The organism is Segatella baroniae B14, from assembly GCF_022024235.1.
Lineage (GTDB): Bacteria > Bacteroidota > Bacteroidia > Bacteroidales > Bacteroidaceae > Prevotella > Prevotella bryantii.
In genome coordinates this window covers 701,069-713,443 of the sequence record NZ_CP091799.1, presented here as the reverse complement: position 1 = coordinate 713,443, position 12,375 = coordinate 701,069, and the positions used below count along the sequence as shown (strand labels likewise).

The following is a 12,375-nucleotide window of genomic DNA, read 5'->3' as shown; positions in this document are numbered from 1 at the left end:
TTACTTTAATGTTACTTTAGAGAAAGCAGGTTTGTCGATACTACAGAAGTCCTTATCTTTATACTTAAAAGTGCCAACACATGCTATCATCGCCGCATTATCTGTTGTATAACTAAATTTTGGAATATATATTGTCCAACCATACCTTGCTGCATAATCATGGAATGCATTTCGAAGCCCAGTATTAGCAGAAACACCACCTGCAACACCTACATGCTTAATACCCGTCTGCTTAACTGCCAACTTCAACTTTTTCATTAGGATATCAACGATGGTATATTCTAAACTAGCAGCAAGATCCTCTTTATGATGTTCTACAAAATCAGGATCATCTTGAACCCATTTTTGCAAACTATACAGAAAAGAGGTTTTCAAGCCAGAGAAGCTATAATTAAGTTCCGGAATATGAGGCTCTGAGAATGTGAATGCTTTAGGATTACCCTTACGCGCCAATTTATCAATAATTGGACCACCAGGATAACCGAGCCCCATAACCTTAGAACATTTATCTATAGCTTCACCTGCAGCATCATCGATGGTTTGACCAAGTATCTCCATATCGTTATAGGCATTAACCTTAACAATTTGAGAATTACCACCGGAAACTAAAAGACACAAGAAAGGGAATGGAGGCATACTATTATCATCCTCACTAGACTTTATAAAATGTGCCATTACATGTCCCTGAAGATGATTTACATCTATCAACGGTATCTCGAGCGAACGTGCAAACCCTTTAGCAAAACTTACACCCACAAGCAAAGAGCCCATCAAACCAGGACCACGGGTAAAAGCTACACCACTAAGTTGTTCTTTAGTAATACCAGCTCGCTTTAATGCCTGATCAACAACAGGTACAACATTTTGCTGATGAGCGCGCGATGCTAATTCTGGCACTACTCCACCATAAGCACGATGTACTTCCTGAGAAGCTGTTATATTACTAAGAAGTACACCATTTTTCATAACAGCTGCAGAAGTATCATCGCAACTACTTTCCAATCCTAATATATATATATCTTGATTACCTTCCATAATTTATTCTGCAAGAATCTCCACACCATTCTCTGTCATCAGGAGTGTATGTTCCCATTGAGCAGATGGCTTTTCATCACCTGTGATAATTTCCCATCCGTATGGATCATCAGCATCGAGATACACTTTCCATGTTCCCATATTAATCATAGGTTCTATGGTAAAGGTCATACCAGGTACAAGCAGCATACCCTCACCTCTATGACCAAAATGACATACTTCTGGTTCCTCATGCATAGCCAAACCTACACCATGCCCACAAAGATCACGTACCACACCATAATGATGTTTTTCTGCATATTTTTGAATAGCATGACCTATATCTCCCACAAAACCATAAGGCTTAGCAGCAGCCATACCAATTTCAAGACATTCCTTAGTAACACGTACTAATTCTTCCTTTTCTGGAGTAGTTTTACCACCGATAATAAACATACGACTGGCATCACCATAGAAGCCATCTTTATCAATCGTAATATCAACATTTACAATATCACCTGGCTCAAGTACATCCTCCTCTTTAGGAATACCATGACATACAACTTCATTGATACTTGTACAAACAGCTTTAGGGAAACCCTCATAGTTTAAGCAAGTTGGATTACAGTTATTGTCCTTACAGAATTTAACCACGATATCATCAATATCCTGTGTATTTTTGCACTCAGCTATCTTAGCTGCAACAGCATCAAGGCACTGCGTGGTAAGCTTACCTGCCATACGAATGCCTTCAATCTGTTCTGCAGTTCTAATCATATCACGAGTTGGAACCAGCTTACCTTTATTTTCCCAGTACATCACCTTTTTATCAAGTTCCGTAGGCTCTTGGCCTGGAAGGCAATGCCATCTTTTCTTTTTTCCAAACATTATATTATCGTTTTAATTTAACATGCAAAGTTAACATAAACCAATATACCAACCAAATATATTCGTTTATAAATTGTTAATCACACGTATTATCAATTACTCCTTCAAATAATCATATATCTTTTCAGTCCAATCTTCACCATTTTTCGGGCAATAAGTAAAAATTCCCATTTCGCTTGCTGCAGCCACATTACGAGGCCCATCATCTAAAAACAGTGTTTCTGATGGTATAATCTTTTCTGTTCGAAGAACATGCATAAAAAAGACATCTGATGGCTTCATCATTTTGCATTCATAACTACGATACATAGCATCAAAGTAATCTGAAATAGAACCACCGTTCCCATCAAAATCAGTTTCAGCCCATTGCTGCATGAAGGCATTTGTATTAGATAGCAAAATGAGACGATACCCCTCTGCCTTAAGTTTCTTAAGCATATCTAGATTACGCTGTGGCACCTCTATACGATAGCCTAACCATGCCCACTGACATTCTTCCCACGTTAAGGACTTACCTACTTCCTTGCTTAATATTTGTCTGAATTCCTCATCAGTGATCTTACCTTCTTCAAGATCACCGATATATCCACTCTGGGTATAAGAATTCAACATACGATTCGCATTTTTTAAGCCCAATGCCGTAAAACGCTTTACAGCTTCTTCTGGGTCTATCGGCATCACCACACCACCTAGATCAAATAAAATATTTTTTATCATAACCTCGTTATTCTGTACGATTCTATTTTTCTCCAAATAAATCTAACTTATTTTTGCGTGCATCATCAAGAGATACTAACTTCTCTTGCTCTACAAAATAACCTTCACGCAACTTCTCATACTGTTCATCTAATTGTTTATGATAATTAACTTTCTCACTATCATTCAATAATTTACTTGCAATAATTGGATTTTGAGAAGCATCTTTCATCCAAATAACAGGCCCACCATAAACAGGAGCTATCTTTAAAGCTACATGAAGTTCACTGGTAGTAGCACCACCTATCATAATCGGAATTTCCAACCCTGCATCACGCATAGCCCTGGCCACATTAACCATTTCTTCAAGAGAAGGGGTAATCAAGCCACTAAGTCCAACGAGATCAACCTTTTCTTCGATAGCTTTCTTAACGATTTGTTCTGGCGGTACCATGACACCCATATCGATAACTTCATAATTATTACACCCCATTACAACAGCTACAATATTTTTTCCAATATCATGAACATCACCTTTAACTGTAGCTAGAATTATTTTACCAGCAGAAGTCTGCCCCTGTGACTTTTCTGCTTCTATAGCTGGTTGAAGTATAGATACAGCTTGTTTCATTGTACGAGCTGTTTTAACAACTTGGGGAAGAAACATTTTACCTTCACCAAAGAGTTCGCCGACCTTATTCATACCTGCCATTAGTGGACCTTCTATAATATTCACAGCATGCGGATATAGACTAAGCGCCTCTTTCAAATCTTCTTCCAGATAATCTCCTATACCTTTACGAAGTGCATAAGCCAATCTGTCGCTAAGCGATTCTTTTCGCCAAGCATCCTCTTTCTTCTGGACTACAGGAGCATTTCCATTCTTTGCAGCTTCCTTGGCAGCATCCATTTGGGCTTTAATCTTATCTGCCAATTCTATTAAATCCTCCGCTGCACCTTTTCTACGATTTAGCACTACATCTTCTATAACCTTTAAGTGTTCCTGAGGAATATCTTCGTAAGTTATTCTCGTAGAAGGATTTACAATTCCAAAATCCATACCCTGACGAATAGCATGATAAAGGAATACAGCATGCATTGCTTCACGAATATAATTGATACCACGAAAAGAAAAGCTCAAATTACTTACACCACCACTTATATGTGCACCTGGCAAATTTTTCTTTATCCATCCTGTGGCATTAATAAAATCTAAGGCATAATTATCATGCTCCTCCATACCAGTTGCAATGGAGAGCACGTTAGGGTCAAATATGATATCCAATGGATTCATACCTACCTTTTCTGTTAATAATTTATAAGCTCGCTCTGCTATTTCTATACGACGCTCATACGAAGTCGCCTGTCCTTTTTCATCAAAGCACATGACTACAACAGCTGCTCCATACCGTTTTATATCTCGTGCATGAGAAAGAAATTCTTCCTCTCCATTTTTCAAAGAAATAGAGTTAACTATGCTTTTACCCTGCACACACTTCAAACCAGCTAGAATAACATCCCATTTGCTGGAATCAATCATTACAGGAACTTTAGCAATTTCTGGTTCAGAAGCAATGAGATTTAAAAATTTCACCATTTCTTCTTTGGCATCAAGCAGAGCATCATCCATATTAACATCGATGACAAGAGCACCATCTTCTACTTGTTTACGTGCTATTGATGTGGCTTCTTCGTAATTTTTCTCTTTGATAAGTCTAAGAAATTTACGACTGCCAGCCACATTACAACGTTCACCTACATTAACAAACTGAACTTCCGGAGTAACATTCAAGAGTTCCAGACCTGATAACCACATGGTCCTTGGTGCGGCTACTGGCATGTGAGGTTTTTTATCTTGTACAAATGGCTGATAAGCCTCAATAAACTTTTCTGTAGTACCACAACAACCACCAATAATATTCACCAATCCCTCAGAGACCATCTCACCCATTTTCGGAGCCATACTTTCAGCACTTTCATCATAGAGCCCCATCGCATTTGGTAAACCTGCATTTGGATGACATGAAATATAATAAGGTGCTTTAGCAGCCAATTCTTGAATAAACGGTTTCATCTGATCGGCTCCAAAACCACAATTCAGTCCAACAGAAAATATGGGATAGTTATCAATACTGGCAAGGAATGCATCAAGCGTTTGTCCACTAAGCGTTCGACCTGCTAAATCACTCACAGTAGCACTTACCATTATCGGCAAAGAAACATTATAGCGTTGCATGGTCTGCACACAAGCATCAATAGCAACTTTAGCATTGAGAGAATCAAATATGGTTTCAACCAATAAGGCATCGACTCCACCATCTATCAAGCCTTCTATCTGTTCACTGTAGGCTCCAAACAATTGATCATAGGTAATTTCACGTGCAGAAGGATCACTTACATCAGGACTCATAGAACACGTCTTGTTGGTCGGACCTATATCACCACACACAAAACGCGGTTTATCTTCTGTACTAAAAGCATCGGCACATTTTCTTGCAATTTGAGCTCCACGTAAAGCCATTTCACGACCATATTTCTCCAAGCTGTAGTCAGCTTGAGAAATACACTGAGAAGAAAAAGTATTTGTAGATATTAAATCTGCACCTGCTTCTAAATAGCGATTATGAATATCTGCAATTACATCAGGACATGTCAAGTTAAGCATATCGTTGTTACCTTTCATCTGTCCTTTTATATCTTGGAAAAGGTGTCCTCTGAAATCTTCTTCAGTTAAGTGATAATTCTGAATCATGGTACCCATAGCGCCATCAAGCACTAACACCCTTTCCTTAACAACATCCTCTAATCGCTTCATCTTTATATTGTTAACCTATTGTATTGTTTTTGTGATTGCTTTTATTCGCTTAGAAATGCTTTATAGCACGATCCATCTCTCTTCTATCCTGCTTTTCACGTAAAGTCTGCCGTTTATCATATTCCTTCTTACCTCTTGCCAAAGCAATATCAAGTTTGGCACGACCATGATCATCTATAAAAAGTAAAGTAGGAACAATTGTATTACCAGGAGTTTTTACGGCTTCTTCTAATTTATGAATTTCACGTTTATTGAGTAAAAGCTTTCTATCTCTACGAGCAGAATGATTACTAAATGAACCATAAAAATAGGGAGCTATATATGAGTTCTTCACCCATATTTCACCTTGATAAATATCACAAAAAGTATCCACCAATGATGCTTTTCCGTCACGTATAGATTTGATTTCTGTACCAGTCAATACAATACCAGCTGTAAAAGTATCAACGAAAAAGTAATCAAACGATGCCTTTTTATTCTTAATTTGAATAGGACTCTTACGTCTTACTTCTTGATCTTCTTTCTTCATTGTCTATTTCTCTATTGTAGCGAAATTATCGATATGTTCATCTATATAATGAGCCACATCGTAAGTCCACTCTTCTTCATTTTCCACAAAGCAATCGTCATAATCATCAAACTCTGGAACATTTTCATAAAGAGCCATAAATTCTTCATCAGAATATTCTGCTTCAAGATATTTTTTATGCACATTATAACTTTTATGTGCCTTGCGGAGCAAACTACATAAATCTGTTATTCCCCACTCTCGAAAAGCCTTGTCGGTTGGGTTTATGAAGATAAAGCCACCATAACCATTATGAATAAGTTGTACAAAACCACCATCCATAACTTCTTCATGCAAAATATCCCAAGCCAATAGGGTTATCTGGTCTGAATTAAGCAGAGCCATCGTTTCTGCTGTCAACTCTCCACCGATAGCATTTTTTATACCATCAATAAACACCTGGATAAATTCATCCATACCCAGCTCTGCAGCTTTCTGCAATACGGAATCTTTGACTTTAACTTCTACCATAATTGAATATTTTGAATGCAAAGATAATGATTTTTGTTGAATAATAGCTTATTCTTTTCACCGAATTATAAGCAAATAACGAACTTTTTATGTATCTTTGTCATGATTTTACCAAATCAGAATTGCATGAATCATACTTTATACAGCTTTCTTATTTTAACCTTAACGGCATCGCCTCTTTCTGTATTGGCTCAACGTCATAAAATTTACAGCCCTAATATTGCAACATTACAGGCTGTAGCTGATGACAAGTGGCAGAATATTCCACTTATACAACTGGGCACGAATCAAGTGATGAATTTTGCTTTCGATGATCTTACCCATGAATATCATCGTTACATGTATCGTATAGAACATTGCGAAGCCGATTGGACAACCTCAAATGAGATTTTTACAAGCGACTATATTGATGGCTTTACAGAAGATAACCTCATTAGTAACGCAGAAGAATCGCTCAATACAAATATCATGTATACCCATTATAGTTTTCAAATTCCAAATAGTTCTTGCCAAATCAAAATCAGCGGAAACTATAAAGTTACCGTTTACGATGAAAATGAAAACAAGACTCCTATACTATCCTTTTGCTTTATGGTCTACGAATCAAAAATGGGAGTAGATATGGATGTAACTTCTCGTACCGATCATGATATTAACGGATGCCATCAACAAGTTAACGTAGAAGTAAAGTTTAACAACTTGCGTGTTAACGATCCAACAACGCAAATTAAGACTATAATTTTACAAAATGGCAGATGGGATAATGCTGTATATAATCCTATTCCTCAATATATTATGAATGATGGGTTAAAGTGGATTCATAATAATGCACTAATATTTAATGGTGGCAACGAATATCGAAAATTTGAAATACTCGATGTTAACCATACTACAATGGGTATAGAAGATATCGGTTGGGATGGCAAAAACTACAATGCCTATCTTTGGACTGACGAAGCTCGTCCTAGTTACGTATATGACGAAACAGCTAATGGAGCTTTTTATATTCGCAATAGTGATAATAATAACAATGATATCCAAAGCGATTACATCTTAACGCATTTCAAACTAAAATCTCCAAAAATTAATGGAGAGGTATATCTCAATGGCACTTGGACACGAAATGAGTTTTCTCCTGAATACAAACTAGAATACAATGAGACCAACAAAATGTATGAAGGAAAAGTAATGCTTAAACAGGGGTATTATAGCTATCAATACCTTGTACTAAGACCTGATGGAACCACAGACATAGTACCTTCTGAAGGAAATTTCTACCAGACACGTAACAATTATCAGGCCTTAATATATTTTAAAGGCATTTCAGACCGCACTGACCGACTCGTAGGACACCAAGAAGTACAAATTAAATGATATACTCAAAAAAGCCGAGGCATTATAAAATGCCCCGGCTTTAACAAATATTTAAAGTTTTTTTAAAGCTCAAACTTATAACCTAAAGTAATCTGGAATACACTGTTTTTATTAGTTGCACCTTTCCAAACCTTGGTAAGACCAATGTTATAACGAGCATCTAATTGCCAGTTTGCATATTCATAAGAAGCACCAACAGGAATTGAAAAATCAAATTTTCTTACATCCATATCTTCATCAGAGAGCTTAAAACCAGGCTGTACACCAGTTTTTAGCGCAAATCCCTTTACAACATAGAAATTTGCCAAAATTGGAACATTCAAATAAGCTAAATTCCATTTTTTAGCCCCTTGACCAGAATACAATACTGCTGCAGATAATGATACAGGACTCCAAGCCTGATACTCTAATTCTACACCACCTACAAATCCGACTTTTGTATCAAATCCGCCCTTTGTAACTTTAGCTACATTGATACCAACTTTAGGTTGGATATTCCAAGTACCTTCTTCGTGCTGAGCACTTACACTGAGACTAAGTGCTGCCATTACAATTGCTAAAAATAATTTTTTCATAATAGAAGAATTTTTGTTACGAATATATTTAACACTATCTTTCATAAAGAAATTAAATCTTTATCTTCTTAATGCTACAAACATATAAAAAATATAAATTACTCCCAATTATTTCCGCTTTTTTTGTCCTAAAATTAACAATTATTAAATAAATCTTAATAAAATACAAGCAAAAACTCACATTTATTATTCTAAACATTATTGATTACCCTTTGTTTTGTCAAATACTAAAGTCTACTATCAAAACTTATAGTTAAATTTGCATATCAGAACCAATAATTAAAAACATTAATTAATAACCTACACACAATGAGAAAGATTTTCCTATTTTTACCAATAGTCATGTTCTGTCTGTGTATGCAAGCTAATAATGGAATACACCAAGTCATTAATTTAAACTTTGGCTGGCAATTTCATCATGGCAAAGCAGACAGCAAACATCTGAATGCTATTTCTGACTGGCGCGCCATTGATGTACCACACGATTTTCTTATCGAACAGCCTTGGGTTGCTCCCGATCAAAACGAAAAAGCCAACAACAACGATCCAGCAGCAAATCGTAAAAGTCGTCTTTCTTCACGAGGATTCAAAGAAATGGGGCAAGGTTGGTATCGCAAAACATATATTCCAGAAGTTTCACTGCGTGGCAAACGTATCGTCCTTGATTTTGAAGGCATCATGTATGTGGGTGATGTATTTTTAAACGGAGAGCGCATCGGTGGAACAGACTATGGATATTTAGGTTTTGATATCGATATTTCTAAAAAATTAAAATATGGACAGCCTAACGAAATTGCTGTTTGCGCAAGCACAATGGGACCTGACGATAGTAGATGGTACACAGGCGCAGGACTATTTCGTGATGTTCGTTTGCTCATTACAGACAACGATCTCTATTTTTCCCGTCATCCACTCTATATCACGACACAAAACAACAAACAAATCAATGTTCAGGCAGAAGTAGCCAACTTTACGAAACAGGACGATGTAAATCTTGAAATCGTTATCCTAGATGCAAAAGGACAAGTTGTTGCAAAATCACGTAAAGATTACAAATTTAATCGTCGTATGCGCACCAATGAACTTAAACTTGACTCTTTCCAAGTTGTTCAGCCTCATCTTTGGAGTTGCGAAGATCCTTATCTATATACCATGCAGGTTTCTTTATATAATAAAGAGGGACAGTTAAAAGATGTAGTGAAGCAGCGTTTTGGTATTCGTACTATCGAGATAGGTCCAGACTTTGGTCTTAGAGTCAATGGTAAAAAGGTCCTCCTCAAAGGTAATGCAAACCACCACACCTTAGGTGCCCTCGGTGCAGCAGCCTACCCTCGTGCCATCGAGAAACGTCTACAAATGCTCAAAAGTTTTGGATTTAACCATATTCGTACCTCACATAATCCATACAGTACTTCGTTCCTCGATAAATGTGACGAAATGGGTATACTCGTTGTCGATGAAATTTACGACAAATGGCTCAAACAATATACAGGTGGCCGCAAAGACTGGGAATCAACTTGGCCACACGACCTGCCAGAATGGATTAAACGCGATCGCAATCACCCTTCTGTTATCATGTGGAGCCTCGGCAACGAATTACAAACATACGCATCTCTGCCATTCGGAGATTGGGGAGTTACACCATATCGTATGATGTTACCAGTACTTAAACGGTATGATAATACCCGTAAAGTTACTGTTGCCATGCATCCAAGAGGCCGTAACTGGGATACAGACTCTCTACCTTGTGACCTGGCTATGATTACCGATGTGCAAGCCTATAATTATCGCTACATGTACTTTCCTGGCGATGGAAAACGATTCCCATGGATGACCTTCTATCAAAGTGAAGCAAACAATACGATGATGGGACCTAACTTCTTTGCAATGAACCTTGACAAAGTTATGGGACTGGCATATTGGGGTATGATAGACTACTTGGGCGAATCTATGGGATGGCCTGCTAAAGGATGGACACAAGGTGCCTTTGACTTGTCTTTACAGCCTAAACCAAAGGCATATCTGCTTAAAAGTATGTTCTTGCCAGATACACCTGTAGTACAGATTGGTATCGTTGATAAAGCTGCTAATAGCACTGAATGGAATGGCATTACATTCAAAAATGACGAAATGACTGACCACTGGAATAGAACACTCGGTGAAAAATATAATGTAAATGTATACACCAATGCAGAAAAAGTAGTTCTTATGGTTAATGGTAAGAAAGTTGGTGAACAGTTTAATACAAAGGATCCTAATGGTCGTAACCGATTGCTTTTCAAAGATGTAAACTATGAACCGGGCTATATTGAAGCTATTGCCTATATTAATAATAATGTGGTTGCTCGACAAAAGATTGAGACCACAGGTGAAGCTAAAAAACTTAAACTTATTGCTGATATTGAAAATTGGAAAGCTGATGGTCAAGATCTACAGCACATTCGCATACAGGCTGTAGACAGTAAAGGTCGTCGCGTGTATGCTGCTAATAATGATCTCATGTTTAAAGTAGAAGGAGATGCACGTATTATTGCTGTCGACAATGGTAACTTATACTCTAATGAATTACATGTAGCAAATCACCGTCACCTCTATAATGGTAGTGCTCTTGTTATTCTTCGTGCTGGTAAAACACCATCTAAAATTACACTTACTGTAACTTCTAAAGACTTCAAGACTCAGAAGATTACTCTCAAGACTTTGTAAACATATACCAATATAATTATAAGGCGTAATTCTGATCCGGATTGCGCCTTATATACAAAAAAATATGTAACTTTGTCACGAAATAACAACATGACAAAGAAAATAAATACATATAGTATTCTTACCCTTTTGGTTGCAGTAATTTCCTTACGATTACTGCCAGGAGGTGGAACATGGTATAATCAACAACTATATCCTTCTATAGCAAAACTACTTAGTATTATATCTTCAATTGTTCCATTTTGTATATCAGACTTTTTCTATATCCTCGGCATACTTGGCTTATTAACTTATCCAGTAATAGGTATACGAAGATATAAACAAACTTGGCAACAGATTGGTATTTGTGAATTAAAGATGATAGCAATACTATATATTTGGTTTAACATCGGTTGGGGTATCAACTACATGGCACCAGATTTCTATAGTCGCACAAATATAAAACCTGCTCCATACGATACGGTTTTACTCAAAAATTTTGCCAAGTGCTATCTAAAAAAATTGAATGAGACTTATTGTAATCCACATCAACTCGATGAAAAAATAGTCAGTAAAGAAATAGTAAGGGCTTATAATCAATTAGGTATCCAAGCCGGTATCCATAAGCCTTTCAACACTCATCCTCAAAGCAAACCAATGCTATTAACCCCTTTATATTCTAAAGTAGGTGTACTTGGATCTATGGGGCCCTTCTTTGGAGAATTTACTCTTAATAAGAATTTGCTTCCTATCGAATACGCTGACTGCTGGGCACATGAATATGCCCATTTTCTTGGTATAGCTCGAGAAAACGAAGCAACATTTTATGCGTATGAAGCTTGCACAGCTAGCAACAACAAACAAATACGCTTCAGTGGCTATCTTTCTATATTACCATATGTTATTCGCGCACTATATGCTGAAGATGAGAATGCTGGCAAAATCTTTGTAGCTCAAATTCGACCAGAAATTAAACTTCTTTATGAACAACGACGAACATACTGGAAAAACAAATATAGCCATTTTTTAGGCGATGCACAATCTTTTTTACTAGACCATTATCTTAAATCAAACCAAATCAAGAGTGGCATCCATAACTACTCTGAAGTTTTAGGCCTCCTCATCAGTTGGGAAAATCGTCACCCCCTTTAATATAGCAAAAGCCACCCTCCTATATTGCATATACAAGATTATATTCACGAACCAAATAAAGTACATAAATTATAAAATCTGTATTAACCCACTAAATCATGCCCCTATTATGATACAAAGGATCTATAATAGTTATA

10 protein-coding genes are annotated in these 12,375 nt (G+C 36.9%); 3 read left to right on the top strand and 7 right to left on the bottom strand.

Features of this window, described 5'->3' with window-relative positions; genetic code table 11:
* The 6 genes from tsaD to L6469_RS02960 form a co-directional block, all read right to left on the bottom strand.
* The gene (tsaD, locus tag L6469_RS02985; RefSeq protein WP_006282867.1) at nt 1-1,035 is read right to left on the bottom strand and encodes a tRNA (adenosine(37)-N6)-threonylcarbamoyltransferase complex transferase subunit TsaD; all 1,035 of its coding nucleotides are present in this window, start codon (nt 1,033-1,035) and stop codon (nt 1-3) included.
* A 3-nt stretch (nt 1,036-1,038) separates the two neighbouring features.
* Nucleotides 1,039-1,902, bottom strand: coding sequence for a type I methionyl aminopeptidase (gene map / locus L6469_RS02980; RefSeq protein WP_006282868.1), 864 nt, complete (start codon nt 1,900-1,902; stop codon nt 1,039-1,041).
* A gap of 96 nt (nt 1,903-1,998) precedes the next feature.
* Entirely contained in the window at nt 1,999-2,619 is a 621-nt protein-coding gene (locus L6469_RS02975) for an HAD family hydrolase (RefSeq protein ID WP_006282869.1), read from the bottom strand.
* 22 nt (nt 2,620-2,641) lie between these two features.
* Nucleotides 2,642-5,413, bottom strand: coding sequence for a methionine synthase (metH, locus tag L6469_RS02970; protein ID WP_074803083.1), 2,772 nt, complete (start codon nt 5,411-5,413; stop codon nt 2,642-2,644).
* Nucleotides 5,414-5,462: 49 nt separating this feature from the next.
* A complete protein-coding gene (smpB, locus tag L6469_RS02965) occupies nt 5,463-5,942 on the bottom strand; it encodes an SsrA-binding protein SmpB (RefSeq protein ID WP_006282441.1) in 480 nt (159 codons plus the stop codon).
* A 3-nt stretch (nt 5,943-5,945) separates the two neighbouring features.
* The gene (locus L6469_RS02960) at nt 5,946-6,452 is read right to left on the bottom strand and encodes a DMP19 family protein (protein ID WP_006282442.1); all 507 of its coding nucleotides are present in this window, start codon (nt 6,450-6,452) and stop codon (nt 5,946-5,948) included.
* A 126-nt stretch (nt 6,453-6,578) separates the two neighbouring features.
* Between L6469_RS02960 and L6469_RS02955 the strand changes: the two genes are divergently transcribed.
* Nucleotides 6,579-7,826 (top strand): DUF5103 domain-containing protein, encoded by a 1,248-nt coding sequence (locus L6469_RS02955; RefSeq protein ID WP_006282443.1) that lies wholly within the window; start codon nt 6,579-6,581, stop codon nt 7,824-7,826.
* A gap of 62 nt (nt 7,827-7,888) precedes the next feature.
* Here the strand turns inward: L6469_RS02955 and L6469_RS02950 are convergent, their stop codons facing one another.
* On the bottom strand, nt 7,889-8,401 hold the full coding sequence (locus L6469_RS02950) for a porin family protein (protein WP_039870417.1): 513 nt from the start codon (nt 8,399-8,401) through the stop codon (nt 7,889-7,891).
* Nucleotides 8,402-8,710: 309 nt separating this feature from the next.
* Here L6469_RS02950 and L6469_RS02945 point away from each other — a divergent pair, with 309 nt between their 5' ends.
* Nucleotides 8,711-11,107: a glycoside hydrolase family 2 TIM barrel-domain containing protein gene (locus tag L6469_RS02945; protein ID WP_039870411.1), complete on the top strand. Its 2,397-nt coding sequence runs from the start codon at nt 8,711-8,713 to the stop codon at nt 11,105-11,107.
* Nucleotides 11,108-11,197: 90 nt separating this feature from the next.
* Entirely contained in the window at nt 11,198-12,238 is a 1,041-nt protein-coding gene (locus L6469_RS02940) for a DUF3810 domain-containing protein (RefSeq protein WP_006282446.1), read from the top strand.
* The last annotated feature ends 137 nt before the right edge of the window (nt 12,239-12,375 follow it).

What these genes read in the sequence shown, in the direction of transcription:
- tsaD (WP_006282867.1), bottom strand. Translation starts at nt 1,035, where the DNA reads ATGGAAGGTAATCAAGATATATATATATTAGGATTGGAAAGTAGTTGC.
- map (WP_006282868.1), bottom strand. Translation starts at nt 1,902, where the DNA reads ATGTTTGGAAAAAAGAAAAGATGGCATTGCCTTCCAGGCCAAGAGCCT.
- L6469_RS02975 (WP_006282869.1), bottom strand. Translation starts at nt 2,619, where the DNA reads ATGATAAAAAATATTTTATTTGATCTAGGTGGTGTGGTGATGCCGATA.
- metH (WP_074803083.1), bottom strand. Translation starts at nt 5,413, where the DNA reads ATGAAGCGATTAGAGGATGTTGTTAAGGAAAGGGTGTTAGTGCTTGAT.
- smpB (WP_006282441.1), bottom strand. Translation starts at nt 5,942, where the DNA reads ATGAAGAAAGAAGATCAAGAAGTAAGACGTAAGAGTCCTATTCAAATT.
- L6469_RS02960 (WP_006282442.1), bottom strand. Translation starts at nt 6,452, where the DNA reads ATGGTAGAAGTTAAAGTCAAAGATTCCGTATTGCAGAAAGCTGCAGAG.
- L6469_RS02955 (WP_006282443.1), top strand. Translation starts at nt 6,579, where the DNA reads ATGAATCATACTTTATACAGCTTTCTTATTTTAACCTTAACGGCATCG.
- L6469_RS02950 (WP_039870417.1), bottom strand. Translation starts at nt 8,401, where the DNA reads ATGAAAAAATTATTTTTAGCAATTGTAATGGCAGCACTTAGTCTCAGT.
- L6469_RS02945 (WP_039870411.1), top strand. Translation starts at nt 8,711, where the DNA reads ATGAGAAAGATTTTCCTATTTTTACCAATAGTCATGTTCTGTCTGTGT.
- L6469_RS02940 (WP_006282446.1), top strand. Translation starts at nt 11,198, where the DNA reads ATGACAAAGAAAATAAATACATATAGTATTCTTACCCTTTTGGTTGCA.